Origin of the sequence: Flammeovirga sp. SubArs3, assembly GCF_947387565.1 — a bacterium.
In the GTDB taxonomy this organism is placed as follows: domain Bacteria; phylum Bacteroidota; class Bacteroidia; order Cytophagales; family Flammeovirgaceae; genus Flammeovirga; species Flammeovirga agarivorans.
In genome coordinates, this window is sequence record NZ_CANDOA010000003.1 from 345,467 (window position 1) to 371,877 (window position 26,411).

Below are 26,411 nucleotides of genomic sequence, written 5' to 3' on the forward strand. Positions count from 1 at the left end.
TTACAACCCCTAATAGGGTCTAAAAACTTAGTTACTTGCAGTCAAGGCTTTTAATCTTCTTTTGGATTCTGAATCAATACTATTTTTATAAGGATGTTTGGGATATGATATAGCCTTTTTATAAAAAAATCGAGCTTGTTCATCTTCGTTAAGGCCTTCATAGAGGTGCCCTAAGTTTAGAGAAGCATTCGCAGGATAATATTCTTTTGGTTTAGATCCTCCCAATTCCAAAACTTTAAGATAAGCATTTATTGCAAAAGTAGTATCATTTAACTCTTGTTTTGCTCGCCCAAATCTATAATAAAATTCCAATTGATTTAAATGATTTAAACTATCGATATTTATTCCTTTTAACTTCTTAATAGATTCATTGTAATTACCTCCATCAAATAGTATTCTAGAGAACATAATATCAGCGTTAGGTAATTCATCTTTTTTGACGAATGAAATTGCATATTTGTCAACACTGATAAGGGCTGTACCTTTATTGATCACCATCTCTTTGAAATATTGAATACTATCTGTAGTATTATTTTCTAACCAATAGGAGATCAGTTTTTTATAATAAATATCTTTAGTATAATCTTTTTCTGTTTTAGATAAATATTTATTGAAGTAGACATTAGCTGAATCAAAGTTAGTAAGGTAATAGTAACTGCTACCTTTTAGGTAATTATAGTATCCAAACCATTGGTTTTTTTTGATGTCTATTTTATTGAGATAAGAAATGGTTTTTTTTGGTTTCCTTAGTTTATAATTCACCCAAGCAATGGCACATTGGGCGATAGCTGAATCTTTAAAGTTATTTTCATAATCAATTAGCAATGAGTTAGCTAATTCATAGTTTTTTAAAAAGTAAGTATTGATTAGTAACTCTGAGGTATAAGCCTGAAATTTTGTGATTCTATCCTTTGATTTTTTTGCATCAGAAATAAGATCCCTTGATAATTTGGGGTCTATAGGAGAGAAGCCAAGAAAATTTCTAAGCCAGTGATATTCATTTGGAACAACTTCTAAAGCAACAGATATCATTCCAACATTTAATCTTTTTAAGGTGTCCAATTCATTCTCTTCTAAAGATTTCAGTGAATTGTGATAGGCCTTTTTTAAATCCCAAAATGCACTCCAATATTGGGCATTTTTCATCTCACATAAGCCTCTTATGATGAGCTCATTTTCAGAATATTCCGATTCAGAAATTACTTTAGGGAGTGGATAATTTTCATTAGGTGATAATAACACCTTAAGATATGGGTAAAGATAGTTTTCATCGTAAGTAACACTTTGATGTGTAGAACTATACACTTCAGGTGTTATCACAAATATTGCTAATATGAAAAGTATTTTGATGAAAAAATCTCTCATGAACTCATTAAGTAAAATTCAAATCTATCAATTTGATGTTAAAAGGCCATCAAATTTTAATAACATTAAGTGAAAGCAACGATAAAAAATTGGAATCGTTAAATATTTTAGATAATCTTGTCGTCTAATAATTCTGAAAAATCATATGAAATTTATTGTTGAAATAATTTTACCTGAAGTTCTAGATCAAAATCTTATTGACTTACTTCCATCTCAATATACTGAGATCGGAGAAATGATGAATCAGGGAATTATATCATCTTTTATGTTATCTGACGACGCACAAAAGGCTTGGTTGACTTTAGATGCGACTTCAGTTGACGAAGTAGACAATATACTCACTGCATTTAAACTTTATGACTTTGTGGAGATGAATATCATGGAGTTGAGTATATCTGAAATGGCCTCACCAGCAGTGCCAACCTTCTCGTTAAATTAAGAAATTTACAAAAGTATAATTATAGAAGCCATCCATTTAGGGTGGCTTTTCTTTTTAATGTGTAATACTTTGCACGTAATTTGCTTACAAAACTATTATTCCAATTATCAAATTATATATAAATCATAATGCAAAGATTTTTTTCATTATATATTTTACTCATTTTCTTTTCTTTTAATGCTAATGCTCAAGAAGAAGATGTAACATCTAACCCTTTGGTTTTAAAGCTAGGAGGGTATGATTTACTTTATAGCGAAGTGAAATTTGATGAAATAGAGTTCCCAATGAGTGATGTGGATATTATTCCATTAAGTGGTAATAAAACTTTTGCAACTTTTAAGGCTACAGGAGAGCGTCACCCAGATGGACAACAGATTTTGCAAACTTATTTTGATAAGGTGAGATCTTTAAGAGGTAAGCCCCTTTTCAAAGGAGATAATTATGGATCTTTTCAAGTAAAATCGAACAATAAGAAATTTTGGTGCGTGATTGAAACTCATGAAAATGGAGATTCATATACGGTAACCATTATTGGTCAAGATAGAATTCAAGAGGCCGAGACTGCACAAGAAATGTTGGAATTGTTGAAATCACAAGGTTCAGTAGATTTATATTTCCAATTTGCAACAGGTAGTGCAACATTATCAAAAGCCTCTCAACAGACGGTAGATGAACTTTCAATGTTGTTAAAACGCTATGCTCCAAAACTTAAACTAAGTATAGAAGGGCATACCGATAATGTAGGTAGTGTATCAGCCAATAAGAAACTATCACTTAATAGAGCAATTGCAGTAAAAAAGCAATTAGTTAGGAAAGGGATTGATCCAAATCGATTGGAAACTGTTGGATGGGGTTCTGAAAGGCCGATTTCATCAAATGATGATGAAAAAGGTAGAATGAAAAACCGTAGAGTTTCGATAAAAGCAATCAACTAGATATATTTGTAACCGATTCAATAATGGATCGGTTTTTTTTATTTATATGAAACAATACTTCACCTTAATATTACTAACGCTTGCATTTTTTAGTTGTGTTGAAAATGCCAAAAGAAATCAATCTTTTATAAAAGGTAGAGATGCTTTACAAATGAAAGAATTTGAAAAAGCTGAAATCCAATTAAAATTAGCTTTAGAAGAGGATTCTCTTTTTACAGAAGCATGGAATAATCTAGGAATTGCCTATGATGGACAAGGTAAAACTTATGAGGCTTTAAATGCATATAACATAGCCTTAAAACAGGATAATTGTTTAGAAGATGCGTACCAGAATAAAGCCAACGTATATTATAAATTAAAAGATTTAGATAAAGCGATAAATACAGTAAGTAAAGGGCTTACATGTAATCCAGAAAACACATCATTATTACTTAATAGAGCAACCTTATTAGAAGAGAAAGGGGATTTTCAAGCGGCACTTGCTGACCTTAAACAGTTGAAGCAAATATCAGGAATTAGTGATGTTCTATACACCAATTTAGGTTTTGTATTTTATCATATCGGGATTTTAGACTCTGCATTTCATTATTCACTAATGGCAATTGAAATTAATCATAAGAGACATGAAGCTTTCAATAATTTAGGGATGGTAGAAATGCAAAAAAAGAATTATGGTGAAGCATCTAAGTTTTTTGAGAAAGCTATCGAAATCATTCCCACAAATTCGGTTTATCGTATAAATTTAGGTCGAAGTTATTTAAATGATAAAAACTTCAAAGAATCGGTAGATGCATTTAATATGGCTGTTTATTATAATGAAGAGTTAGCATCAAAGGAGACTTCTGTTTATTCTTCATTGATTCTTAATAAAAAATACCAAGAAGCAACTAAGCTATTAACTGAGAATATTCCTGAAGGAAGACAGGCTCAAAAATTGGAGGAAATAATTACTCAAATGATCAGTTTAGAAGAAAAATCTTCTATTTGTGAATATATCAGCTATCTAAAATCAAAAAACATGGAAATAGATAAAGAAATTTATCTGAAATGTAAATAAGGTTTTATACATTAGTGTAGAATAGAGTTTGATCAGCTAATAAATTACTTTAATCACAGTCAAACGCTAACAAAAAAAGGAAATTAATACCACATGGATTATCAAAATCTTCTTTTAGAAAAGAACGATGGTTTACTTACAATCACTATTAATAGAGAGAGTAAACTAAACGCACTTAACGGAAAAACATTACAAGAACTGAAGAGTGCATTCGACATGGCTTATGATGAAGAAGAAATTCGAGCTGTGATCATTACAGGAAAAGGAGAGAAAGCTTTTGTTGCAGGAGCTGATATCTCAGAATTTAAAGACCTGAATGAACTAAATGCTAGAAAATTCTCGGAAGAAGGCCAGGAGATTTTTAATGGTATTGAGAATTGTCCTAAACCTGTCATTGCAGCTGTTAATGGTTTTGCTTTAGGTGGAGGTTGTGAATTGGCTATGGCATGTCACATTCGTGTTGCATCTGATAATGCAAAGTTTGGTTTACCTGAAGTATCATTAGGTATAATACCTGGATATGGTGGGACACAAAGATTGCCAATCCTAGTAGGTAAAGGAATTGCTAACGAAATGATTCTTACTGGAGATATGATTTCTGCTAAAAGAGGTCATGAAATCGGTTTGGTAAATCATGTAGTCTCACAAGATGAGTTAATGAATAAAACAAAGGAGATCGCAGCAAAGATCTTAGCGAAAGCTCCGATTGCAGTGTCACATGCCATTGATTGTATCAATGCAGCTCATACAAATGCATCTGGATACCAAACTGAAGCGAATGCTTTTTCAAGTGCAATAAAAACAGATGATTTCACTGAAGGTACATCTGCATTTTTAGAAAAAAGAAAGCCTAATTTTACAGGTAAGTAATTGAAATATAATTATATATAAAACCTCTTTGTTCAGTATGAAATTGAACAAAGAGGTTTTTATTTTTAAAACTACTCATGTTAAAAAAATTATTATCAGATACTGTTATCTACGGATTAACTACAGTGTTAATGAGGTTAATAAATTATTTATTAGTACCTCTTCATACTAAGGTTTTTGATCCTGATGCGTTTGGAATCGTTTCTATTTTTTATTCTTTTGCGGTTTTCTTCAATGTGATATACACATATGGTATGGAGACAACGTACTTCTGGTTTGCATCAAAAGAAGGTAGTGATAAAGAAGAAGTTTTTTCTAAAATACTTTCTTCATTGATCATTACATCAGTAGTGTTCTCCAGTATTCTTTGGTTGTTTTCAGGTCAAATTTCAACACTTTTAGGCTTTGAAAACAGTGATATATATGTGAAGTTTTTTGCCTTACTATATGCGATTGATACTCTATTAGTAGTTCCTTTTGCAAGTCTTAGAATCGATGGTCAAGCGAAAAGATTTGCTGTATTAAAAATTATAGAAGTAGTATTAACCGTTGGTTTAAATTATTTCTTCTTAGTTACCTGTGTAAGTATCGTTGAAACTAATTCAGATAGTTTTATTACTGAGTTTGTGTCAAAAATTTATGATCCTTCATTAGGATTGGGTTATGCATTCCTTGCAAATTTGATCTCTAAAGCAATTATCATGATCTTATTCATGGATAAGTTTATTAAACTCAAGTTTTCATGGTCTTGGAAATCAATGAAACCATTTTATTCTTATGGTTTTCCTTTAGTTTTTGCAGGAGTTGCTTTTGCCATTAATGAAGTTTCTGATAGACTATTAATTCCATTACTATTACCTGAAGGGTTTTATAGTTTCGGTGATGCGGATTATGCTGTCGGTGTATATGCTGCTTGTTATAAACTATCAATTTTTGTAACGTTTACAGTTACGGCGTATAAATATTCTGCAGAACCTTTTTTCTTTAATCAAGCGGGTTCGAAAGACTCTCCAAAAGTTTTTGCAAGAATCATGTATTATTTCGTTATAGTACTTATGGTAATGGTAGTTGCAGTTTCTGCAAATTTGGAAGTTATTGCCCCCATTCTAATTCGTCGCGAGGAATATTTAGTAGGATTACCTGTTGTTCCCATTTTACTAATGGCAAACTTATTCCTTGGTATGTATTATAACTTGTCAGTTTGGTTTAAAGTAACTGATAACACAAAATATGGTGCATTGATAAGCGCTATTGGAGCACTTTTCACAATTTCATTAAATGTTCTTTTAGTTCCATATTTCGGTTTTTATGGTAGTGCTATTGCAACCTTTGTCTGCTATTTGAGTATGATGATATTAGCATACGTGCTTGGTCAAAAATATTATCCTATTCCATATAATGTAAAAATGATATCATTTTATTTGATTATGGGAGGATGCTTTTTAGTTTTGCTTTCCCAACTTTCTATAAATGGATTTTGGGAGTCTATATTTATTCATAATGCTATCTTTGCATTATTCTTGCTGATTGTATTTTTTATGGAAAGACAGTTCATAGTGTCTACCTTACAAATTGTGCAGAAGAAAATACTAAAAAAATAAAATGAAGATAAAAGTAATTAATAAAGGCCATCATGCTTTACCTGAGTATCAAACTGAGCTGTCAGCAGGTCTTGATTTAAGAGCAGTATTATCAGAATCTAAGGTATTAGCTCCATTAGAAAGAGTCTTAGTACCAACGGGTCTTTATATTGAACTTCCTCAAGGGTATGAAGCACAAGTCCGTCCAAGAAGTGGTCTGGCTTTTAAACATGGTTTAAGTGTGCTAAATGCTCCTGGTACTATAGATGCAGATTACAGAGGAGAAATTGGTGTTTTATTGGTTAATCTTTCAAATGAGCCATTTGAGGTGAAAGACGGTGAAAGAGTTGCTCAACTTGTTATCGCAAAACATGAAACTGTTGAGTGGGAACCTGTAGAAACACTTTCTGATACTGAGCGTGGTGCAGGAGGATATGGAAGTACTGGAAAAAAATAACTTTTTAAATAAAATATAATATGAAAATTATTGTCCCAATGGCTGGTCGTGGTTCCCGTTTAAGACCACATACTTTAACTACCCCAAAACCATTAGTAAAAATTGCAGGTAAGCCAATCGTTCATCGTTTAGTTGAGGATTTAGCTGCAATGTCTGATGAAAAGTTAGAAGAAATTGCTTTTGTTATTGGTGATTTCGGTGAAGTTGTTGAAAAAGAGTTAGTTGAAATTGCTGAGTCATTAGGTGCTAAAGGGACAATTTATTACCAAGATGAGCCATTAGGAACTGCTCACGCCATCTTATGTGCGGGTGATAGTATGGATGGTAATATTATTGTAGCTTTTGCTGATACTTTATTTAAAGCAGATTTTGCGATTGATAAATTTGAAGATGGTATTATCTATACACAGAAAGTTGAAGATCCTTCAGCATTTGGTGTAGTGAAACTTGATAATGACGGAATCATTACTGATTTTGTTGAGAAGCCTTCAGAATTTGTATCTGATCAAGCAATCATTGGTATTTATTACTTCAAAGAAGGTGAGAAGTTAAGAGACGAGCTTCAATACTTAGTAGATAATAATATTATGAATGATGGTGAATATCAATTAACTGGAGCTTTAGAAAATCTTAAAGCAAAAGGAGCAAGATTGAAGCCCGGTACTGTAGATGAATGGTTAGACTGTGGTAATAAAGATGCCATCGTTAATACTAACCAAAGATATTTAACGTACATTCAAGATCAAGAATTAGTACATGAGTCTGCTGTTTTAGATAATGTTGTTTTGATTAGCCCAGTATACGTTGGTGAAAATACAGTGATTAAAAATGCTGTAGTTGGACCATATGTGTCTGTAGGTAAAAATACTAATATTGAAAATTCTGTTGTTCAAAATTCAATTGTTCAAGAAGATACCGACATCAGAAAAGTAAATATTGAAAACTCAGTAGTAGGTAACCATGTTGTATATACAGGTAGATCGAAAGATTTAAGTATTGGTGACTTTACTTCAGTTAGGGAATAACTAAAAAAATCTTTATTTATAGATGAAAACAGCGAAATATTTATATTTCGCTGTTTTTTTCATTTATGTTTTTTGTAGATTTATATATAGTAAAATACATAGATTGACTTTGTGAGGGTAAAACATACTTATGAACAAAAACTCTTTTAGAATATATACCATATTATTAGCCCTTTTTATAGGTTTTGCGGCTACGGACACTGCTTTTGCACAACGTAAAAAGAAGAAAAAGTCTAAGAAAAAGAAAGAAACCCCAGTAGTATCTATTGAAGAACCCTCTAAAAAAGATCTAAGAAAAGCAGAAGAGTTGTTTATATATGCTGTTAATGAATATCTTTTAGAAGAATATGATCAAGCATTAGAATTACTCTTGAAATGTAATGATTTAAATCCCAAAGATGATGGTATTAAATACCAAACAGCTTTAGCTTATTCTAAAATTGAAAATTACCAACGTTCATTACAATTTTCTAAAAGAGCTTTAGAACTAGATCCTGAAAACAAATACTATTACAAATTAGTAGCTCAGAACTATGAAGTTCTAAACCTGTTAAAAGATGCTTTAATGGTTTTAGAGAAACAGATTGAGGTGACTGGGGACGATGAAGAGGCTTATTTCCAAATTGCCATGCTTTACCTACAAATGGGGGCACCACGCAACGCTATCGAATATTTTGATATAGGTGAAGAAAAGTATGGTATTAATGATGTTATTGTTCGTCAAAAACAAAGAATTTATATTCGATTAGGAGACTTGGAAGCTGCTTTAAAGGAAGGACAAAAATTAATCAATGCTTATCCAGATGAATTGACATTTAAATATTCTCAGGTGCGACTACTTTTAGGAAATAATCGTACAGACGAAGCATTAGAAATGTTAGAGCCTATTCTAAAGAATAATCCCAATGAAGGAGAAGGTCATTTTTTAATGGCTAATATATATAGAAACCAAGGCGAGTCAGAAAACTATTACGAAGAGTTGAAAAAAGCATTTGGTTGTAGTGATCAACTTACCGACGAAAGTTTTAATATCCTAGCAGGGTATTTACAGTTCTCATACAATGAAAAGAAAAGGTTTGAGGCAGAAGAATTAATCAATATTGCCATGGGGGCTCACCCTAATGATGACAGATTAATGGCTTTAAATGCTGATTTTTTAATTAGTCAGAAGAAATATGATTTAGCAAGAACTTATTACTTAAAATCTTTAGAGAAAAATGCTAATAATTTCAAGCTGTGGAAGCAAGTAATATCTATAGATTGGGAGTTACAACAAGTGGATTCTGTTGATAAACATGCAGATATGGCTATAGAATATTTTCCAAACCAAGCATTATTATATCTTTATTCAGGATCTGCAAAATTGCAGAAGAAAGATTATGATGAGGCAGAAGTGATATTTACTCAAGGCTTACAGTTAGTAGTTGACCCTTCAATGAAAATTGATTTTAATTCTCAGTTAGGTGATACTTACTATCAAATGGATGATTATGCTAAAGCTTTCACTAAATATGATGAAGTATTAAAAGTTGACCCTTTAAATATTTATGTCTTAAATAATTATGCTTATTACTTATCCTTGAGGAAAGAGAATTTAGAGAAGGCGGAGGAAATGTCTTATCAGACGATTGTTGCAGAACCCGAAAATGATACTTATCTAGACACTTATGGATGGGTTTTATTTGTAAAAGGTGATTACAAAAAGGCTGAAGAGTATCTCAAAAAGGCTGCTGATATATCACAAGCATCAACTGTAATTGAACATTATGGAGATGTACTGATTAAGCTTGGTAAAACCGAGGAGGCATTAGAACAATGGGAAAAGGCTAAGAAATTAGGTGGAGAAGTTTCAGATCAATTAAATCAGAAAATCAACCAAAAAAAATATATTGAATAAAGAAATAGGAAGCCTAAACGCTTCCTTTTTTTTCTTTCTCAGATAAATACTTTAATACCTTTAAAGTCGGAGTATAGTTAGAACATCCTTCTAATGACTTTTGGAAATATCGTTTTGCTAATTCAATATTATTCACTTGCAAATATGCAATAGCAAGATTATAATGTAAAGCCGGAAAATAGGGAAATCTCATTTGCATCTTTGTATATAAATCTGCAGCTTCTTTTATTTCTCCACATCGGCTAGCAAAATTTGCTTCAGCTAATTCTGTAAAATCAGGGTGGTGGCCTTGATTTGCTTTATAGAATTCTATTAGAGTACCGGGTACTCCAATTAAAAACATAAGATTTTTCAAGATATTATTATGGAAGAATTCAATACCTAGATTATCGCCACCATAATATTTATTATAGTTCCAGTATAACTTCTTGTCAAAATAAAAATATTGATATTGTCTACGAATTCCTAAACGGTCCCAATAACCAGTCTCAGGACAAATGTCAAACTCTTCACCATTACTCATGAGAAGGCCGTGTTTATCACTGATTGAATGACACTCATCGCAGTAATGATATTGACTTTCAAGATGTTTGTCCCAATTAATCTCGTTCTCACAATGACCACAAGTTCTAGTTTTTTGAGCAAATCTAGATTTAAAAACATTAAACGCTAGCTTAATATCTTTAATCATTGATGATTTAATGATAATACAGTTATTCTTCTGAATGTACCATTCTGAAGTTTGTTTACCTAGTAATGGATAATTATCAAAAGTGATAACAAGATAACCTCTATAGTAAGTTGTACGTAGAATATCATGAAAGGAAATTAACTCATTGCTTAAGGTTATTCCCTGTTCGTTGACATTTCCAAGTTTTGGAATTAAAAAATTACTTTTTTTCTTTTCATTATATGTTTTGAAAGAGAAAACAAAAGGAGTAATTTCAAACATAGAAAAAATTTATATCTTTAAATAAAACAATATAACTGTTCCAAAAAGTATTGGTTTCAGCCAAAGTTTTAATATTTTTGCATTACGAAAGATAAAAAATTTAATATTGAAATATATAACGTACACGTACGTTTTTAAGATAATTAATTTGACACTAGTAGAAAACCTGTCGCTTGTAGCGTCAGGCTTTTTTATTTATAAAGATTTATACTTAACTTGATTCTTAACATACGTAAACAAACAGATTGACCTAAAACGTGTTGATTGTTCTTTTTTCAAACATTTTGATTTAATGAAAAGCACTACAAAATTTTCTATTTGGTACTTTTTAAGTATTCTTGGTGGAATGCTATTTTTAGAAACCCTCTTTTTTTCCGGACCTAGTGTAAAAGAAATGTCTTATAATTCATTTAGAGATAGTCTTGAAGCTGGAAGAATTGAACATATAGTTATATCAGATGACAAAATATATGGTAAGGTTAAAAAGTCATCAGATAGTTTAGCAATAGAAAAAGCAGCTGCAAAAGAGGAAGTGGTTGCTGATACATCCAAGACAGCGACAAAGAAAAATGAACTATGGAACCTAAACCCTGAAGGGAAAGCAGCTCCATGGAGAATTGATTACGAAAAACGTAAAGAAGACCTAGCGAGACAGTTCTATGTGATCAAACTAGAGGATAAAGATCTAGTGAACGATCTACAAAAACATGGCATTGATTATAAAGGAGTAATAGAAAATGATTGGTTAGGTAACTTCTTTTCTAATTGGTTACTTCCTTTCGGCCTTTTGTTTTTAATCTGGGGTTTCGTATTCCGTAGAATGTCGAAAGGCGGCGGAATGGGAGGAGGTGGAAACAACTACCTCAATGTTGGTAAAAGTAAGGCTAAGATTTATGCATCTGATGCAGAACACTTGCACAATTTCAATGATGTTGCAGGTTGTGATGAAGCCAAACAAGAGCTTACAGAAGTAGTAGATTTCTTAAAGAATTCTGAAAAATATACAGACTTGGGAGCTAAAATTCCAAAAGGAATTTTATTAGTAGGCCCTCCAGGTACAGGTAAAACATTACTAGCCAAAGCAGTTGCTGGTGAAGCAGGTGTGCAATTTTATGCTTTATCAGGTTCCGATTTTGTAGAAATGTTTGTTGGTGTCGGTGCAGCAAGGGTTAGAGACCTATTTACTCAAGCAAAACAAAAGTCTCCTTGTATCATATTTATCGATGAATTAGATGCCATTGGTAAAAGCCGATCATCTAATGGAATGTCAGGCAATGACGAAAGAGAAAATACTTTAAACCAATTATTGGTAGAAATGGATGGTTTTGCTGCTGACCAAACTGTAATCGTATTGGGAGCAACTAACAGACCTGAAATATTAGATAAAGCGTTATTGCGTCCAGGTCGTTTTGATAGACAGGTACAAGTGGATAGACCGGATTTAAATGGTCGATTAATGATCCTTAAAGTACATTCTGGAAAAATTAAATTGGGTAGTGATGTCAACTTAGAAGAGATAGCCGCTCAAACAGCAGGTTTTGTTGGGGCCGATCTAGCAAACTTATGTAACGAAGCAGCACTGCTAGCAGCAAGAGAAGGTAAATCTGAAGTACATCATCAAAACTTCTTTGATGCATTCGAAAGAGTTGTTGCCGGTTTAGAAAAGAAAAATGCGGTAATCAATGATAATGAGAAAAGAACTGTAGCTTATCATGAGGCCGGTCATGCAATAGTTGGTCACTTTACTAAAGGAGCTGATCCTGTAAGAAAGGTATCAATAGTTCCAAGAGGTTCGGGTGCATTAGGATATGTGCTTCAAGCTCCAACTGAAGATAGGTTTTTGATGAGTAAAGGTGAGCTATTAGGAAAAATTAAAGGCCTTTTAGGTGGAAGAGCTGCAGAAGAAATTAAATTTGGAGCTATTTCAACAGGAGCATCAAATGATCTAGAAAAAGTTGCAGGAATTGTCAACTCAATGCTTACAGTATATGGTATGAGTGATAACTTCCCGAATTTATCTCTTCAGAAAGAAGGTCAGAATAATTTCTTAGGTAATGGTGGTCAATCAATGAGAAGATCAGAAGATCTTGAAAAACAAATCGATAAGGAATCTCTTGAGATCATTGCGAAATGCTATGAAGAGACAAAAGATTTCTTAAGAGAAAGAATTGATGATCTTGAGAAACTAGCACAGATCCTATTAGAAAAAGAGATCTTAGATGAAAAAGATGTTGTTGATATTCTTGGACCAAGAAATGTTTAATCAATGATTAGAAAGGAAAGTAAAATTGATGAGTTTATCCGTAGAGAAGCTAAAGCTGTTAAGGAACTTATCAAGTCTGGTAGTATAAATAATGAGTTAATTTCATTTGATATTTTCATTGAAAATTTAATCGATGATTATCAGATAGATGACTCTCAATTAGAGTACTTAAAGGAGAAATCAAGGGAGAGACTGAACTTGTTGAATGTGAAAATTCAAGGTTTATAATTCCCTTTTGTCAAGATTTTTTTTCATATTGTAAGGACTGTAGTAAAACTGCAGTCCTTTTTTACTAACTATCACATACACCAATTCAAACGATAAACACATGTATTTTGTAAAAGACCAAGGGTATGAGAAGTATACTTCTGAAGACCTGACCGTATGGAGTACGCTCTTTAAAAGGCAGATGAAAATGCTGCCCAACTTAGCAGAAAAGGAATTTTTCAAAGGAATTGAAGTAATTGGTTTTACAGAAAACCAAATTCCAAACTTTGATGATCTTGATAAAAGTTTGCTAAAAGTTACCGGATGGAGTATCTCTCCAGTAACAGGACTAATCCCAAATAAAGAATTTTTTGAGCTTCTAAAAGCAAAAAAATTCCCATCATCTTCATGGTTTCGAAAACTAAGTGAATTAGATTATTTGGAGGAACCAGATATGTTTCATGATATATATGGTCATGTTCCATTATTAGCCAATCAAGATTTTTGTAAGTTCTTGGAAGATATGAGTATCATTGCTCTGAAATATATTGACAATGAACATATTATTGAATTGATTTCTAGACTTTACTGGTATACTGTAGAATTTGGTTTGATTAATACAAAGGAAGGCTTAAGAATTTATGGAGCTGGAATTTTATCCTCCAAAGGAGAATCGGATTATAGTTTACATAGTGATATTCCGAAAAGGGTAGACTTTAATGTCTTGGAAATATTAAAGACACCATATATTAAGGACAAGTTTCAAGAGAAGTATTGGGTAATACAATCGTACAAAGATTTACATAACTCACTATCAGAACTTGATGAACTTTTAGAGAAAGTAAATAACGATGAACTAGTGATTCAGTAAGAAATCCAAATGTTTTTGAGGGGTAGACATGAAAATGAATCTATCCCTTTCTTTATATTTTTCTTCAAATATAATCGTAGCTCTTTGAGAAGTTTTTAATTTTTTGATGTGGCAATCTAAAATCTTTGAGATTCTACTGGACGGGTCAGAAAGTATTGGAAAAGAATATTTATTTTTTTTGATAAACTTACTTAAATGAGATTCAGGTTGTGAGACAATAACAATAGGAGAGGTTTTATTTGATTTGAGCTCTTCAAAATGTTTAGCTAGCAGATCTAAATGAGAAATGTCGCGTAAAGAACTTACGGAATTAAGTAATATCAAAGAGAAAGACTCTTCTTTAAGTAAAGATAGCTTATAAAGAATACCGTCTTTATCTCTTAATTCTATATTTGAAAGTGGATTATTCATTAAGATTAAACCAATTAAAAAAGGCCGTTCATAAAAGAACAGCCTTTTCTATGTATATCTAATAAAAAGACTACTTAAGGATATTGTGACCCATTTTGTCTCTTTTTGTCTCTAAGTACTTTTGGTTGAATTTATTCGGAGTGATTTCAATAGCTACATTGTCAACTATTTCAAGGCCATAACCGATTAAACCAGCTCTTTTCTTAGGGTTATTAGAAATTAATTTCATTTTAGAAACGCCTAATTTTCTAAGAATTTGAGCACCAACACCGTAGTCTCTTTGGTCAGATTTGAAACCAAGCGCTTTGTTTGCTTCAACGGTATCCATACCTTCTTCTTGAAGCTTATAAGCTTTTAGTTTGTTAACTAAACCAATTCCTCTACCTTCTTGGTTCATATATAAAATAATACCTCTACCTTCTTTTTCGATCATGTCCATAGCTCCATGAAGTTGTGGTCCACAATCACAACGACACGATCCAAAAATATCACCAGTAACGCAAGAAGAGTGAACTCTAACCATTACAGGTTCATCACCAGAAATATCACCTTTTATCAAAGCTAAGTGTAATTCTCCTGTAGTTGTATGTTTAAAAGCTCTTAAGTCGAAGTGTCCTAACTCAGTTGGCATATCAACACCAATTACTTCTTCTACTAGAGAATCTTCTAATTTTAAACGATACTGAATTAAATCCTCAATTGAGATTAATTTCAGGTTGTGTTTCTTTGCTACTTTTACCAAGTCTGGAAGACGAGCCATGCTGCCATCATCATTCATGATTTCAACAAGTACACCTGCAGGTTCTAAACCAGCCAAGCGAGCTAAATCAATTGTAGCCTCAGTGTGTCCAGTTCTTCTTAACACACCACCTCTTTTGGCTTTTAGTGGGAAAATGTGTCCTGGCTTACCTAGGATAGCTGGATCAACATTAGGGTCAGCCAATGCTAATACAGTTTTAGCTCTATCACTAGCAGAAATACCAGTTGTACACCCATGACCAATCAAGTCAACTGAAACTGTAAAAGGCGTTTCGAAAGCAGCGGTATTTTTACCCACCATTAATTCAAGACCAAGCTCTTCACATCTGTCTTCTAAAAGAGAACAACAAATTAAGCCACGACCTTCTTTTGACATAAAGTTGATGATTTCAGGCGTAACTTTTTCTGCTGCACAGATAAAATCACCTTCATTTTCTCTATCCTCATCGTCGACTACAATAACAATCTCTCCATTTTTGATTGCTTCAATAGCATCTTCGATTGAGTCTAATTTAAATTTTTCTGCCATTTCTTATATGTGAGTAAGGATGTTTAATCCAATAAATTTTATATGTGTTATAACAAAGTTACGAGAAAAAGTGCGATATACATAAAAGAATGAATATTCACTATTTAATAAATGTAGTTAATACAAGACTGCCAATTAAAATAAGTCCACCCATCATGTAAATAATTAATGCACTAGATTGGAGCCACTTATCATCTCTATCCTTGCTAAATTCATATAATCGAGTACCAAGAAAAATACAGATAGCACAACTAATAAATATCGTTGTCTTATGATTAAGAGTATCTCTTGGAATACTCGGATAATACTTGTAAATCAGGTCACCTAAACCTATACCAATTAAGGCCCCTAATCCCATAAATCTTTTTAACATATCACCGTTTTATTGATTTATCGAGTGCAAAGGTAAAATGAATGAGGAGACTTTTTAATAAATCCGTTAAAATTTCAATAAATTCAAGCTTAACAATTTTAAAATGGAGCCATTTAACGAAGAAAAACTGATCAATTACAGACTTCCAAAAGGAATTACAGGGTTTGTTGAATCAGAAAATAAAACAATAGATTTATCTCTTTGGGAAGAAACGGTAAAGTCGTTTTTCTCAATCAAAGCTAACATCCAATTTTCAGACAGATACTCTTATACTTATCAAATCATAGAATTTAATAATGAATTGTATTTACTGTTTAAGAATAAATACACTGATTTTTTTGCTATTGCTAAAGTAGATGATGAAAATGAAGAGTACCATAAAATTCCCAATCACTATTTTTTTGATGAATTTGAAATTATTGATTTTTTAGAGGCAATGGGCTTTATACATTATCCTACAGCATTGCTTGAGCTTAAAGTTGATGGTGCTAATCCATTAATAACTAACTTACTAAAGGAATTAAGTGATAGTGAATTTGGACAGTTTTCTTATTTCGAACCCAAGATAATTGCAAACATTATCTTTAATGATTGGAAAAAATAAGTTTTAGTTGATGAAGATGTCTTATATTTAATTGTAAAAGACAAGCAGAAATTTTATTTTTGCGAGCTAAACTGAAATAGTAATAATACAAGAAAAGATATATAAAAATATATGTTTGATAATCTTAGTAATAGAATTGACCGTGCGATCAAGAATCTGAAAGGTGAGGGGTCAATTAGTGAAATCAACGTAGCGTCAACTGTTAAAGAAATTCGTAGAGCTCTTTTAGAGGCCGACGTAAACTTTAAAGTAGCAAAAGAAATTACGAATGAAATTCGTGAGCAGGCGTTAGGTCAGAATATCCTTATTGACGTTAAACCAGGTCAATTGTTTACTAAAATTGTAAGCGATAAGTTAACGGAGCTAATGGGTGGCACAATGACACCTTTCTCTCCACAAGGATCGCCTGCAACTGTTCTTATTTCTGGTCTGCAAGGTTCAGGTAAAACAACTTTTACTGGTAAGCTAGGTGCAAGACTTAAAAAGCAAGGACAACAAGTATTATTAGTAGCTGCAGACGTTTACCGTCCAGCCGCTATCGATCAGCTTGAAACTCTTGGTGAGCAAATAGGTGTAGATGTTTACACTGAGCGTGAAAACAAGAACCCTGTTTCTATCGCGGAAAATGCTATTAAATTTGCAAAAACAAATGGAAAATCAATAGTAGTAGTCGATACAGCGGGTCGTTTAGCTGTAGATGAAGAAATGATGAAGGAAATCGAAGCAGTGAAAAATGCTGTTAATCCTTCAGAAACGTTATTCGTAGTAGACTCAATGACAGGTCAAGATGCTGTAAATACAGCTAAGGCCTTCAACGATAGATTGAACTTCGATGGTGTAGTTCTTACAAAGTTAGATGGTGATACTCGTGGTGGTGCAGCACTTTCAATTAGAAGAGTAGTTGACAAACCTATTAAATTCATCTCAACTGGTGAGAAGTTAGATAACACTTTAGATGAGTTCCACCCTGACCGTATGGCTCAACGTATTCTTGGTATGGGTGACGTTATCTCATTAGTTGAAAGAGCACAACAAGCTTTTGACGAAGAAGAGGCAAAACGTCTAAACAAGAAACTTCGTAAAAACCAATTTGATTTCAATGACCTTCTTTCTCAAATTCAGCACATTAAGAAGATGGGTGATTTGAAAGATTTGATTGGAATGGTTCCTGGTTTAAATAAGATGGTTAAAGATCAAGAAATTGATTCTAACGCGTTTAAACCTGTTGAAGCGATCATCAATTCAATGACTCCTTATGAGAGACAAAATCCTGATTCTTTGGATCAATCTCGTAAGAAACGTCTTGCTGCTGGTTCTGGTACTTCAGTACAACAAGTGAATAACTTGATCAAGCAGTTTGAAGAGATGCGTAAAATGATGAAGAAAGTGAACAAAATGTCTGGTATCCCTGGTATGGGTAAAAAAGGTAAAGGACAGAAAAAAGGTTCTCTTCGTAATCGTTTAGGAGGAAAAAAGAAAAGATAGTAGATCTCTAAAAAATATAAAAGGTATCAGGTTTTATAAACTTGATACCTTTTTTTATATTGAATGAAAATAACCCAGAAATGAATAAATACCTTCTATTTTTTTTAACTGTAACATTTATTGGATGTCAACCTACAAATAAAAGAACACAGTTAAATAATACCACTGATTATACTCAATATGTTAACCCTTTCATTGGTACTGATGGAACCGGACATACTTTTCCAGGACCAAGCAGGCCCTTTGCAATGGTACAGCCAGGACCAGATAACACAAGTCAAGGTTGGGATTATACCTCAGGTTACCAACTAAAAGATTCAACAATTTTAGGATTTTCTCAAACAAGAGCCAGTGGTACAGGGATTAGTGAATTTGGAGATATTCTGATTTTACCTTTTACAACAAGCAACAGTAAAACCCGTAAGCTAAATGAAAAAGCTGAAATAGGATATTATTCTGTTGAACTTGAAAATAAAACTAAGGCAGAATTAACATCTACAGAAAGAGTAGCATTACACAGATATACTTTTCCAAACGATAAGGCCAACATATATATTAACCTTCAACATGGATTAAGATTTACAGTTGATAGCCTTAATTTAGTTCTTGAAGCAAACTCTGAAATTAATACAAAAGAAAATTCAATTTCAGGATATGCACATACCAAGAATTGGGTAGAAAGAAAATATTTCTTTCATATTAAGTTTGATCACCCAATACAAGAAATAGAAAAATTCTCAAAACATAATAAAGAAAAAGCAGATAAGTATATTATCAATTTTAAGACTGACTCTTTATTGGTTAAGGTTGCCTTATCTTCAGTGAGTGTAGAAGGAGCTATTAAGAATATGGATACTGAACTACCACATTGGAATTTTAGTAAAGTAGTACAAAGTTCTCAAGAAATTTGGAATAACTATTTATCAAAAATTGATATTGAAGAAACTTCCAAAAGGCATAAAGAGATTTTTTATACAAGTCTATATCATCTGTTCTTACAACCTTCCAACATTGCGGATGTCGATGGTAAATACAGAGGTCCGGATGATGAAATACATAAAGGGTATAATAAAGAATATTATTCTACACTATCATTATGGGATACCTACAGGGCTGCTCATCCATTATATACCTTAATTACACCATTAAAAGTAGATGCTTTTGTCAATACGATGATAGATCATAGTCAGCAACAAGGTTTTTTACCTATTTGGACTGCTTGGGGACAAGAAAACTATTGCATGATTGGTAATCACTCTATTCCTGTAATTGTAGATGCTTATGTAAAAGGATTTAGTGATTTTGATGCGAATAAGGCATTAGATGCAATGGTAGAATCATCAATTGTGCGTCATTTGAACTCAGATTGGGAAATGTATAACAAATACGGTTACTATCCTTTTGATCTAATTGATAATGAATCTGTTTCAAGAACGTTAGAAAGTGGACTCGATGATTACAGTATCTCTTTAATGGCGGAAATGATGGGGAAAGAAAAGTTGCATGAGTCTTTTACTCGTAGATCGATGTTCTATAAAAACTTATTTGATGAAAGTACTGGTTTGATGAGAGGAAAAGATTCAAGTGGTAAGTTCAGAACACCCTTTGATCCACTTACGCCAACATCTCCAATGAATAATCCAGGAGACTACACCGAAGCAAACGCATGGCAATATACTTGGACTCCAATGCAGTATGATGTTGTAGGATATACAGAGTTATTAGGAGGAAAAGACAACTTCACAAAGTTATTGGATGACTTTTTTAGTACCGAATCTAATGACGATAATAAACATCTAGGACAAGAAGCAATGATAGGACAATATGCTCATGGAAATGAACCATCTCATCATATTGCATATTTATATGCTTACTCTGATAAACCTGAAAAAGGAGAAGAATTAGTATCGAGAATCTATGATGAATTCTATGATAATACACCAAGAGGTATCACTGGTAATGATGATTGTGGACAAATGAGTGCATGGTATATTTTTTCAACTCTGGGTTTTTATCCTGTCAACCCAGTGAACTCTGAATTTGTCATTATGAAACCACAAGTTTCCAATGCAAAAATCTTATTGGGGGATGATCTTGTTTTTGAGGTAAGATCATCAGTACCAAAAGGAGAGAGCGTAACAAAAATTACTTATAATGGAAAAGAAATAAAGGACAGAATAATTACTTATCCTCAGATAATGAGTGGTGGTGTATTAGAGTTTAAATAAAGAAATGGCGATCACCTAGAATAGATCGCCATTTCTTTTTTACAACACTTCCTTTAAAGCTTCTAATCCCATAGACCTTGAACCTTTTATTAGAATGATGGAATCTTTTATATTTTGAGATTTTAAATAATCAATAAATTCCTCTTTCGATTGAAAAAATTGGTTATTGTTCTGATTGAACTCAGAGAAACGTTCACCAATAAAGAAAGTTTCTTTAAAACCTGATGTTTGTGCAAGATTAATGATGTTGGAATGTTCTTCAGAGGATATTTCTCCTAATTCGAACATATCACCCAACATAACATACTTCTGCTTATCACTATCAATTAAAGATAGATTCTTCAAGGCGACTTCCATAGATGATGGGTTTGCATTGTAAGCATCAAGAATTAATGTATTGTTTTCTGTTTTAACGATCTCAGATCTGTTGTTGGATGGAGAATAAGAAGCTATTGCTTTATTCATAACATTTGGTTCAATCCCTAATTTTTTTCCAACAGTAAAAGCAGTGAGAATATTTTCAAAATTATAAGCACCAAATAGATTGGTTTCGATAATATTTTCTTGCCTGTCTTTATATACAATAAATGGATTAACTTCAATAAATTCTAAAAATGCAAAATCGTATTCATCACCATAAAGTATTGGGTTCTTCATACGTTTTGACATGTTTTTTAGAATTTCATCTTTAGAATTGATGTATATAATTCCATTGTTTTTTATCAGGTAGTCAAAGATTTCACTCTTTGCTCTTATATTTTGTTCAAAGCTACCAAAGCCCTCAATATGGTCTTTACCGATATTGGTAACGAACCCTTGAGTTGGTTTTGCTATTTTACAAAGTTCAGCAACTTCGCCAACATGATTGTCACCCATTTCAATTAAAGCCACTTCAGTATTTTTGGGCATATCCAGTAATGTTAGAGGGACGCCAATGTGGTTATTGAAATTGCCTTTTGTTGCATGAGTTTTGAAAGTCATTTCACATATGCGAAGCAGGATTTCTTTCGTAGTCGTCTTACCGTTAGAACCAGTCACCGCAATAACAGGTATGTCAAATTGATCTCTATGGTATGCTGCTAGTTCTTGTAATGTTGATAAAACATCATCGACTAAGATAAATCGCTCATTTTCAGCAACAGATCTGTCATCAACAATCGCAAAAGCAGCTCCTTTCTCAATTGCACCTTTAGCATATTTATTACCATCAAAATTTCCGCCTTTCAAAGCAAAAAAAAGACAGTTTTTATTAATATTTCTTGAGTCAGTTGATACTTCACTGGTACTCAGAAAGATCTTATATATTTCTTCAATTTTCATTATAAAAAGTCTAATTTTTAATGCAATCTGATAAGATAATTTTGTTAATGCAATAAACAAGAAATTAAAAACTGACAAAAATCATTTTTATGTTATCCTCTAATCATTCAATTATGTTAAATAATTAATGCAAATTTGTAGGGTAATAATTTTTATAAATTACTTTTTTTACAAACTAGCACAACACAAATGAAAGTAACAGTCGTAGGAGCAGGCGCAGTAGGCGCGAGCTGTGCAGAATACATCGCTATTAAAGATTTCGCAGACGAAATCGTATTGGTTGACATCAAGGAAGGATTCGCAGAAGGTAAAGCAATGGACTTGATGCAAACTGCTTCTTTAAATGGATTCGATTCAACTATCACAGGTGTGACAAATGATTATGCAGCTACTGCAGGTTCAGATGTTGCTGTAATCACTTCAGGTATCCCACGTAAGCCAGGTATGACTCGTGAGGAGCTAATCACTACAAACGCGAATATCGTTAAAACTGTAGCTGAAAACTTAATTAAGCATTCTCCAGAAGTAATCATCATTGTTGTTTCTAACCCAATGGATACAATGACTTACTTAGCAGCAAAAGCTACTGGTCTTCCTAAAAACCGTATCATCGGTATGGGTGGTGCTTTAGATAGTGCTCGTTTCAAATATCGTTTAGCTGAAGCTATCGGTTGTCCTCAATCAGATGTTTCAGGTATGGTAATCGGTGGTCACTCAGACGTAGGTATGGTGCCATTGATTGAAAAAGCTACTCGTAACTCAGTTCCTGTATCAGAATTCTTAAGCGAAGAGCAAAAATCAGGTATCGTAGAAGCTACTAAAGTTGGTGGTGCTACATTAACTAAACTATTAGGTACTTCAGCTTGGTATGCTCCAGGTGCAGCTGTATCTGAATTAGTTAAAGCAATCGCTTTAGATTCTAAGAAAATGTTCCCATGTTCTGCTCTATTAGAAGGAGAGTATGGCTTAAATGATCTTTGTATCGGTGTACCTGTAATCTTAGGTAAAAACGGTATCGAGAAAATCGTTGAGATTGAATTATCAGAAGATGAGCAAGCTAAATTAAATACTTCAGCAGAAGGCGTTAAGAAAACTAACGGTCTTTTAAACGTTGAAGCTTAATCTATAGCTTACAAAGCTTTTGTAAAACATATAAAAAAGCCATTTCGGAAACGAAATGGCTTTTTTTATTTAAAAAGATTAGCGTAAAAAGTATATCAAAAAAAGAGTTTTTAACTACCTTTGATATCTAAATTTTTTACATCGAATATCTATCGTTTTAATAGATGAATATAGGAATAATAGGAGGAGGGATATCAGGTCTGACAACGGCTTATTTTCTGAATAAGAAAGGGTACAATTGTACTGTTCTTGAGAAACAATCAAAAGTAGGTGGATGTATATCTACTGAAAAAATTGATGGGAGGATTTTTGAGAATGGCCCCAATTCATTATTGCTAACATCACAGCATATTAATTTTATTAATGAACTAGGGTTAGGAGAAGAGTTACTCCAAGCATTAGATACTAATAAGGATAGATTCGTTTTAAAAGGAGGGAAATACCAAATACTTCCTTCTGGACCACATAATTTCTTTACTAATCATTTCTTTAGTTTTTCAGCTAAATTAAAAATTATCACAGAGTTTTTTAGAAGGAATAAACCTACCGAAAAAATTGAATCGTTATACGACTTCTTTTTAAGACGTTTCAATAAAGAAATCTGTGATTACGCATTAGATCCATTTGTTTCAGGAATATATGCAGGTGATCCAAAAAAATTGGTCATTAAAGCAGCGTTTCCTGCCCTTTATGAAGCGGAAAAAGATTATGGTTCTATCATTAAAGGAATGATAAATCAGCGAAAAAATTCTAAAGCTGAAGGAGCTTCTACAGAGCGTAGGAAAGCATATAGTTTCAAAAATGGTCTATCTGTTTTTACCAATAAAATTGCAGAACAAGTTGATGTGAAAACTTCTCAAGAAGTGAAAAGCATCTCAAAAATTGAAAGTGGTTTTGAGGTGGTTACTTCTACAGAAACTTTCCAATTTGATAAAGTGGTCATTGCTTCCAATGCAATAGGAACAGCGAATTTCCTAAAAGAAATGTTACCAGATGTAGCTCAGAAATTAGAAAATATTCCTGCACCTCCAATGTGTGTGGTTCATTCAATTTATAAAAAGAGTGATGCACAAAACGCTCCACAAGGTTTTGGTGGTTTAAACCCAAAAGTTGAAAATGTATTTACTTCTGGTAGTATATGGACCAGTAGTATCTTCCCAAACAGAACCAATAGTGATGAAATTCTGATTACTACTTTTGTGGGTGGTATGCAGAATATAGAGAAAACAGAACTTTCTGAAAAAGAAGTTTTGGCAAGCGTACATGATGAATTATCTAATACTATAGAGGTTTCCGGAGAGCCTGTATTTCAAAAATATTATAAATGGAATAGGGCTATTCCTCAGTACACTGAAGAAGTATTGGAATTGTGGGATTCTCTAGAAAATAACCCAATTGAAGGGTTGTTTATCTCTGCCAATTGGAAAGGAGGTATATCTGTGCCGAATTGCATCGACCAAGCAATAGAGCTTACAAAATCATTTGAGGAATTAAAAAAATAGAATTATTGTACTATTTCTATTTTTAAAACTATATTTTTGTCCAAATCTTAAACTCTTATATAGACATGAAATTTTTTATTGATACAGCCAACTTAGATGAGATTAAGGAAGCTCATGCACTAGGTGTATTAGATGGCGTTACAACAAACCCATCTTTAATGGCCAAAGTAGGTGTAAAAGGAAAAGAAGCTGTACATGCTCATTATAAAGCAATCTGTGACATTGTTGATAGTGATGTAAGTGCTGAGGTTCTTTCTACTACTTATGAAGAAATGATCAAAGAAGGTGAGGAATTGGCTGCTATTGATTCTAAAATCGTAGTTAAGATTCCAATGATTGAAGACGGTATCAAAGCGATCAAATATTTTTCTAGCAAAGGTATTGATACAAACTGTACTTTAATCTTCTCTGCTGGTCAAGCACTTTTAGCTGCAAAAGCTGGAGCTACTTATGTTTCTCCATTTATTGGTAGATTAGATGATGTCTCAACTGATGGTATGCAATTAGTTGAAGATATCGTAAACATTTTTGAAAACTACGGGTTTGGTACTCAAGTATTAGCTGCTTCTGTTCGTCATCCTATTCACATTATGCAATGTGCAGAACTTGGAGCTGATGTGGCAACTTGTCCATTGAAAGCGATTAAGATGCTTATGAACCATCCTTTAACAGATAAAGGTTTAGCACAGTTTATCGCTGATGCTAAGAAAATGGAAGAATAAAATATTATTCTGTATTAGAAAGTTGAGACAAGGTAGTGAGTTATCTTGTCTCAATTTTTTAGTATAATAAAGAGAATTACATTTTAAAATTTTCTATGTATATTATTAAAGTAAAAGGGAAAGCAAAAATCCCTAATTACATCCAACTTCGCGATGATAACTTTGTTCTCATTGCTTACTTTAGAGCAGACCGACCATTAACTAAACTTGAAAAATATGGTCTTGAAGGAAAAGAAGAAGACCTCAAAAAAGTTATAGATAGTTTAGAATTTGGTAAAATTCAAAAATTAGAAATTTAATATTCAATGAATCAAGTTGTTAGCCTAAGAAATATCAAAATATCTTTTGAAGGAGCAATCATATTTAATGATGTAAATATAGATGTTGCATCTTCTGAATTTGTGTACTTATTAGGCCCAACAGGAAGTGGTAAATCATCATTATTGAAGTTATTATACGCTGACCTTTTACCTACTTCTGGAAAAGTAAAAGTGAATGGATTTCAAGTCAATGAAATAAGTGATAAAGATGTTCCATTTCTGAGAAGATCACTTGGTGTTATATTTCAAGATTTTGAATTGCTAACTGATAGAACTGTCGAAGAAAACCTACACTTTGTTATGAAAGCAACAGGCTGGAAAAATGAAGTGAAAATGAGAAATAAAGTAGATGAATTACTTGAAAAGGTGCATCTACCAAAACTAACTAAAGAAAAAATGCCTCATCAGTTATCAGGAGGTGAACAGCAAAGAGTAGCGATCGCTAGGGCATTAGTAAATAGTCCTAAGCTTATTCTTGCAGATGAACCAACAGGTAACTTAGATCCCAAAGTATCTAGATCTATACTTCAGTTATTTAAAGAAATAAATGAAGAAGGTACTTGTGTGATTATGGCAACACATCAACATTCATTTTTAAAGTTAAACCCTGAACGCGCCCTGATCTGTGAAAAAGGAATTATCAAAGATATTTCTAAGCAACAGGTACAACAACGTTTGGAACTCGGTAAATAAAATATGAGTAAATCTAAACTTTCTGCAATCATCGAAAAAAAATGTCCAAGTTGTAGACAAGGAGATATGTTTACACACTCGGCACTCTCACCTAAATTTCACCAAATAAATGATAGATGTCCACATTGTGGAACTACGTTAAATCCTGAAACAGGATTTTATTATGGTGCTATGTATGTTAGCTATGGAATTAATACGGCAATCATGTTTATAACAATTTTTGCTGTATATTTTTTCTTAGACTCAAGTGATCCTTTGGTATATATAGCAGCTGCAGTAATCCCAATGGTAGTCTTAATGACATTTGTATTTAGGCTTTCAAGGTCAATCTATCTACATCTTTTTGGAGGTATTGATTACGATAAGAGTAAATAAACAAAAAGGGAGAGTAATTAGCTTACTCTCCCTTTTTGTTTATCATCATA

Annotated in this window: 26 protein-coding genes; 20 read left to right on the forward strand and 6 right to left on the reverse strand. The window is 32.6% G+C overall.

Going from position 1 to position 26,411, the window contains the following annotated elements; genetic code table 11:
* Positions 1-27: 27 nt before the first annotated feature.
* On the reverse strand, positions 28-1,365 hold the full coding sequence (locus QL232_RS10480) for a tetratricopeptide repeat protein (protein WP_281614081.1): 1,338 nt from the start codon (positions 1,363-1,365) through the stop codon (positions 28-30).
* Between the two features lie 145 nt (positions 1,366-1,510).
* Here QL232_RS10480 and QL232_RS10485 point away from each other — a divergent pair, with 145 nt between their 5' ends.
* The 8 genes from QL232_RS10485 (at position 1,511) to QL232_RS10520 (ending at position 9,625) form a co-directional block, all read left to right on the forward strand.
* Positions 1,511-1,804 carry a hypothetical protein gene (locus QL232_RS10485; RefSeq protein WP_168883102.1) on the forward strand — a complete coding sequence of 98 codons (294 nt, stop codon included), beginning with the start codon at positions 1,511-1,513 and terminating at the stop codon, positions 1,802-1,804.
* 128 nt (positions 1,805-1,932) lie between these two features.
* Positions 1,933-2,739 carry an OmpA family protein gene (locus QL232_RS10490; protein ID WP_168883103.1) on the forward strand — a complete coding sequence of 269 codons (807 nt, stop codon included), beginning with the start codon at positions 1,933-1,935 and terminating at the stop codon, positions 2,737-2,739.
* A gap of 46 nt (positions 2,740-2,785) precedes the next feature.
* The gene (locus tag QL232_RS10495; protein WP_281614082.1) at positions 2,786-3,796 is read left to right on the forward strand and encodes a tetratricopeptide repeat protein; all 1,011 of its coding nucleotides are present in this window, start codon (positions 2,786-2,788) and stop codon (positions 3,794-3,796) included.
* A gap of 93 nt (positions 3,797-3,889) precedes the next feature.
* Complete coding sequence (locus tag QL232_RS10500; RefSeq protein ID WP_281614083.1) at positions 3,890-4,666, forward strand: enoyl-CoA hydratase-related protein; 777 nt, start codon at positions 3,890-3,892, stop codon at positions 4,664-4,666.
* Between the two features lie 77 nt (positions 4,667-4,743).
* Positions 4,744-6,267 (forward strand): polysaccharide biosynthesis C-terminal domain-containing protein, encoded by a 1,524-nt coding sequence (locus QL232_RS10505; RefSeq protein ID WP_281614084.1) that lies wholly within the window; start codon positions 4,744-4,746, stop codon positions 6,265-6,267.
* Position 6,268: 1 nt separating this feature from the next.
* A complete protein-coding gene (dut, locus tag QL232_RS10510; RefSeq protein ID WP_281614085.1) occupies positions 6,269-6,703 on the forward strand; it encodes a dUTP diphosphatase in 435 nt (144 codons plus the stop codon).
* Positions 6,704-6,723: 20 nt separating this feature from the next.
* Entirely contained in the window at positions 6,724-7,728 is a 1,005-nt protein-coding gene (locus tag QL232_RS10515; protein ID WP_281614086.1) for a sugar phosphate nucleotidyltransferase, read from the forward strand.
* A gap of 130 nt (positions 7,729-7,858) precedes the next feature.
* Entirely contained in the window at positions 7,859-9,625 is a 1,767-nt protein-coding gene (locus QL232_RS10520; protein ID WP_281614087.1) for a tetratricopeptide repeat protein, read from the forward strand.
* Positions 9,626-9,638: 13 nt separating this feature from the next.
* Here QL232_RS10520 and QL232_RS10525 read toward each other — a convergent pair whose 3' ends face one another.
* On the reverse strand, positions 9,639-10,577 hold the full coding sequence (locus QL232_RS10525; protein WP_281614088.1) for a tetratricopeptide repeat protein: 939 nt from the start codon (positions 10,575-10,577) through the stop codon (positions 9,639-9,641).
* Positions 10,578-10,869: 292 nt separating this feature from the next.
* Here QL232_RS10525 and ftsH point away from each other — a divergent pair, with 292 nt between their 5' ends.
* From ftsH to QL232_RS10540, 3 genes are all read left to right on the forward strand, one after another.
* Complete coding sequence (ftsH, locus tag QL232_RS10530) at positions 10,870-12,840, forward strand: ATP-dependent zinc metalloprotease FtsH (protein ID WP_168883111.1); 1,971 nt, start codon at positions 10,870-10,872, stop codon at positions 12,838-12,840.
* A 3-nt stretch (positions 12,841-12,843) separates the two neighbouring features.
* Positions 12,844-13,068 (forward strand): hypothetical protein, encoded by a 225-nt coding sequence (locus QL232_RS10535; RefSeq protein ID WP_168883112.1) that lies wholly within the window; start codon positions 12,844-12,846, stop codon positions 13,066-13,068.
* Positions 13,069-13,168: 100 nt separating this feature from the next.
* On the forward strand, positions 13,169-13,918 hold the full coding sequence (locus QL232_RS10540) for a phenylalanine 4-monooxygenase (protein WP_281614089.1): 750 nt from the start codon (positions 13,169-13,171) through the stop codon (positions 13,916-13,918).
* On the opposite strand, the gene QL232_RS10545 is transcribed toward QL232_RS10540, so the two are convergent.
* The 3 genes from QL232_RS10545 to QL232_RS10555 all read right to left on the reverse strand — a co-directional run bounded on the left by QL232_RS10545 (position 13,904) and on the right by QL232_RS10555 (position 15,990).
* Entirely contained in the window at positions 13,904-14,329 is a 426-nt protein-coding gene (locus QL232_RS10545; RefSeq protein ID WP_281614090.1) for a redoxin domain-containing protein, read from the reverse strand. The two genes, QL232_RS10540 and QL232_RS10545, sit on opposite strands and share 15 nt — an antisense overlap.
* Positions 14,330-14,399: 70 nt before the next feature.
* Positions 14,400-15,617 (reverse strand): bifunctional 3,4-dihydroxy-2-butanone-4-phosphate synthase/GTP cyclohydrolase II, encoded by a 1,218-nt coding sequence (locus tag QL232_RS10550; protein ID WP_168883115.1) that lies wholly within the window; start codon positions 15,615-15,617, stop codon positions 14,400-14,402.
* A 100-nt stretch (positions 15,618-15,717) separates the two neighbouring features.
* A complete protein-coding gene (locus QL232_RS10555; protein ID WP_281614091.1) occupies positions 15,718-15,990 on the reverse strand; it encodes a hypothetical protein in 273 nt (90 codons plus the stop codon).
* A 103-nt stretch (positions 15,991-16,093) separates the two neighbouring features.
* Between QL232_RS10555 and QL232_RS10560 the strand changes: the two genes are divergently transcribed.
* From QL232_RS10560 to QL232_RS10570, 3 genes are all read left to right on the forward strand, one after another.
* Positions 16,094-16,594, forward strand: coding sequence for a hypothetical protein (locus QL232_RS10560; protein WP_281614092.1), 501 nt, complete (start codon positions 16,094-16,096; stop codon positions 16,592-16,594).
* A 111-nt stretch (positions 16,595-16,705) separates the two neighbouring features.
* Positions 16,706-18,079 (forward strand): signal recognition particle protein, encoded by a 1,374-nt coding sequence (gene ffh, locus QL232_RS10565; protein WP_168883118.1) that lies wholly within the window; start codon positions 16,706-16,708, stop codon positions 18,077-18,079.
* Between the two features lie 80 nt (positions 18,080-18,159).
* A complete protein-coding gene (locus QL232_RS10570) occupies positions 18,160-20,307 on the forward strand; it encodes a GH92 family glycosyl hydrolase (protein ID WP_281614093.1) in 2,148 nt (715 codons plus the stop codon).
* A gap of 39 nt (positions 20,308-20,346) precedes the next feature.
* Here the strand turns inward: QL232_RS10570 and murF are convergent, their stop codons facing one another.
* Positions 20,347-21,627, reverse strand: coding sequence for a UDP-N-acetylmuramoyl-tripeptide--D-alanyl-D-alanine ligase (gene murF, locus QL232_RS10575; RefSeq protein WP_281614094.1), 1,281 nt, complete (start codon positions 21,625-21,627; stop codon positions 20,347-20,349).
* A gap of 189 nt (positions 21,628-21,816) precedes the next feature.
* Here murF and mdh point away from each other — a divergent pair, with 189 nt between their 5' ends.
* The 6 genes from mdh to QL232_RS10605 all read left to right on the forward strand — a co-directional run bounded on the left by mdh (position 21,817) and on the right by QL232_RS10605 (position 26,361).
* The gene (mdh, locus tag QL232_RS10580; protein ID WP_168883121.1) at positions 21,817-22,749 is read left to right on the forward strand and encodes a malate dehydrogenase; all 933 of its coding nucleotides are present in this window, start codon (positions 21,817-21,819) and stop codon (positions 22,747-22,749) included.
* 164 nt (positions 22,750-22,913) lie between these two features.
* Positions 22,914-24,251, forward strand: coding sequence for a protoporphyrinogen oxidase (gene hemG, locus QL232_RS10585; protein WP_281614095.1), 1,338 nt, complete (start codon positions 22,914-22,916; stop codon positions 24,249-24,251).
* 65 nt (positions 24,252-24,316) lie between these two features.
* Positions 24,317-24,973, forward strand: a complete 657-nt coding sequence (fsa, locus tag QL232_RS10590) for a fructose-6-phosphate aldolase (protein WP_168883123.1) — start codon at positions 24,317-24,319, stop codon at positions 24,971-24,973.
* Between the two features lie 95 nt (positions 24,974-25,068).
* The gene (locus QL232_RS10595) at positions 25,069-25,272 is read left to right on the forward strand and encodes a fructose-6-phosphate aldolase (RefSeq protein ID WP_168883124.1); all 204 of its coding nucleotides are present in this window, start codon (positions 25,069-25,071) and stop codon (positions 25,270-25,272) included.
* Positions 25,273-25,278: 6 nt separating this feature from the next.
* Positions 25,279-25,986 carry an ATP-binding cassette domain-containing protein gene (locus QL232_RS10600; protein WP_281614096.1) on the forward strand — a complete coding sequence of 236 codons (708 nt, stop codon included), beginning with the start codon at positions 25,279-25,281 and terminating at the stop codon, positions 25,984-25,986.
* Positions 25,987-25,989: 3 nt separating this feature from the next.
* Positions 25,990-26,361: a DUF983 domain-containing protein gene (locus tag QL232_RS10605; RefSeq protein ID WP_168883126.1), complete on the forward strand. Its 372-nt coding sequence runs from the start codon at positions 25,990-25,992 to the stop codon at positions 26,359-26,361.
* Positions 26,362-26,411 lie beyond the last annotated feature (50 nt).

Bases quoted from the DNA above. Each gene is read 5' to 3' on its own strand.
- QL232_RS10540 (WP_281614089.1), top strand. From the start codon at position 13,169: ATGTATTTTGTAAAAGACCAAGGGTATGAGAAGTATACTTCTGAAGAC.
- dut (WP_281614085.1), top strand. From the start codon at position 6,269: ATGAAGATAAAAGTAATTAATAAAGGCCATCATGCTTTACCTGAGTAT.
- QL232_RS10485 (WP_168883102.1), top strand. From the start codon at position 1,511: ATGAAATTTATTGTTGAAATAATTTTACCTGAAGTTCTAGATCAAAAT.
- QL232_RS10555 (WP_281614091.1), bottom strand. From the start codon at position 15,990: ATGTTAAAAAGATTTATGGGATTAGGGGCCTTAATTGGTATAGGTTTA.
- QL232_RS10545 (WP_281614090.1), bottom strand. From the start codon at position 14,329: ATGAATAATCCACTTTCAAATATAGAATTAAGAGATAAAGACGGTATT.
- QL232_RS10550 (WP_168883115.1), bottom strand. From the start codon at position 15,617: ATGGCAGAAAAATTTAAATTAGACTCAATCGAAGATGCTATTGAAGCA.
- QL232_RS10600 (WP_281614096.1), top strand. From the start codon at position 25,279: ATGAATCAAGTTGTTAGCCTAAGAAATATCAAAATATCTTTTGAAGGA.
- QL232_RS10520 (WP_281614087.1), top strand. From the start codon at position 7,859: ATGAACAAAAACTCTTTTAGAATATATACCATATTATTAGCCCTTTTT.
- QL232_RS10495 (WP_281614082.1), top strand. From the start codon at position 2,786: ATGAAACAATACTTCACCTTAATATTACTAACGCTTGCATTTTTTAGT.
- QL232_RS10505 (WP_281614084.1), top strand. From the start codon at position 4,744: ATGTTAAAAAAATTATTATCAGATACTGTTATCTACGGATTAACTACA.
- QL232_RS10560 (WP_281614092.1), top strand. From the start codon at position 16,094: ATGGAGCCATTTAACGAAGAAAAACTGATCAATTACAGACTTCCAAAA.
- ftsH (WP_168883111.1), top strand. From the start codon at position 10,870: ATGAAAAGCACTACAAAATTTTCTATTTGGTACTTTTTAAGTATTCTT.
- murF (WP_281614094.1), bottom strand. From the start codon at position 21,627: ATGAAAATTGAAGAAATATATAAGATCTTTCTGAGTACCAGTGAAGTA.
- ffh (WP_168883118.1), top strand. From the start codon at position 16,706: ATGTTTGATAATCTTAGTAATAGAATTGACCGTGCGATCAAGAATCTG.
- QL232_RS10490 (WP_168883103.1), top strand. From the start codon at position 1,933: ATGCAAAGATTTTTTTCATTATATATTTTACTCATTTTCTTTTCTTTT.
- QL232_RS10525 (WP_281614088.1), bottom strand. From the start codon at position 10,577: ATGTTTGAAATTACTCCTTTTGTTTTCTCTTTCAAAACATATAATGAA.
- QL232_RS10515 (WP_281614086.1), top strand. From the start codon at position 6,724: ATGAAAATTATTGTCCCAATGGCTGGTCGTGGTTCCCGTTTAAGACCA.
- mdh (WP_168883121.1), top strand. From the start codon at position 21,817: ATGAAAGTAACAGTCGTAGGAGCAGGCGCAGTAGGCGCGAGCTGTGCA.
- QL232_RS10500 (WP_281614083.1), top strand. From the start codon at position 3,890: ATGGATTATCAAAATCTTCTTTTAGAAAAGAACGATGGTTTACTTACA.
- hemG (WP_281614095.1), top strand. From the start codon at position 22,914: ATGAATATAGGAATAATAGGAGGAGGGATATCAGGTCTGACAACGGCT.
- fsa (WP_168883123.1), top strand. From the start codon at position 24,317: ATGAAATTTTTTATTGATACAGCCAACTTAGATGAGATTAAGGAAGCT.
- QL232_RS10570 (WP_281614093.1), top strand. From the start codon at position 18,160: ATGAATAAATACCTTCTATTTTTTTTAACTGTAACATTTATTGGATGT.
- QL232_RS10595 (WP_168883124.1), top strand. From the start codon at position 25,069: ATGTATATTATTAAAGTAAAAGGGAAAGCAAAAATCCCTAATTACATC.
- QL232_RS10535 (WP_168883112.1), top strand. From the start codon at position 12,844: ATGATTAGAAAGGAAAGTAAAATTGATGAGTTTATCCGTAGAGAAGCT.
- QL232_RS10605 (WP_168883126.1), top strand. From the start codon at position 25,990: ATGAGTAAATCTAAACTTTCTGCAATCATCGAAAAAAAATGTCCAAGT.
- QL232_RS10480 (WP_281614081.1), bottom strand. From the start codon at position 1,365: ATGAGAGATTTTTTCATCAAAATACTTTTCATATTAGCAATATTTGTG.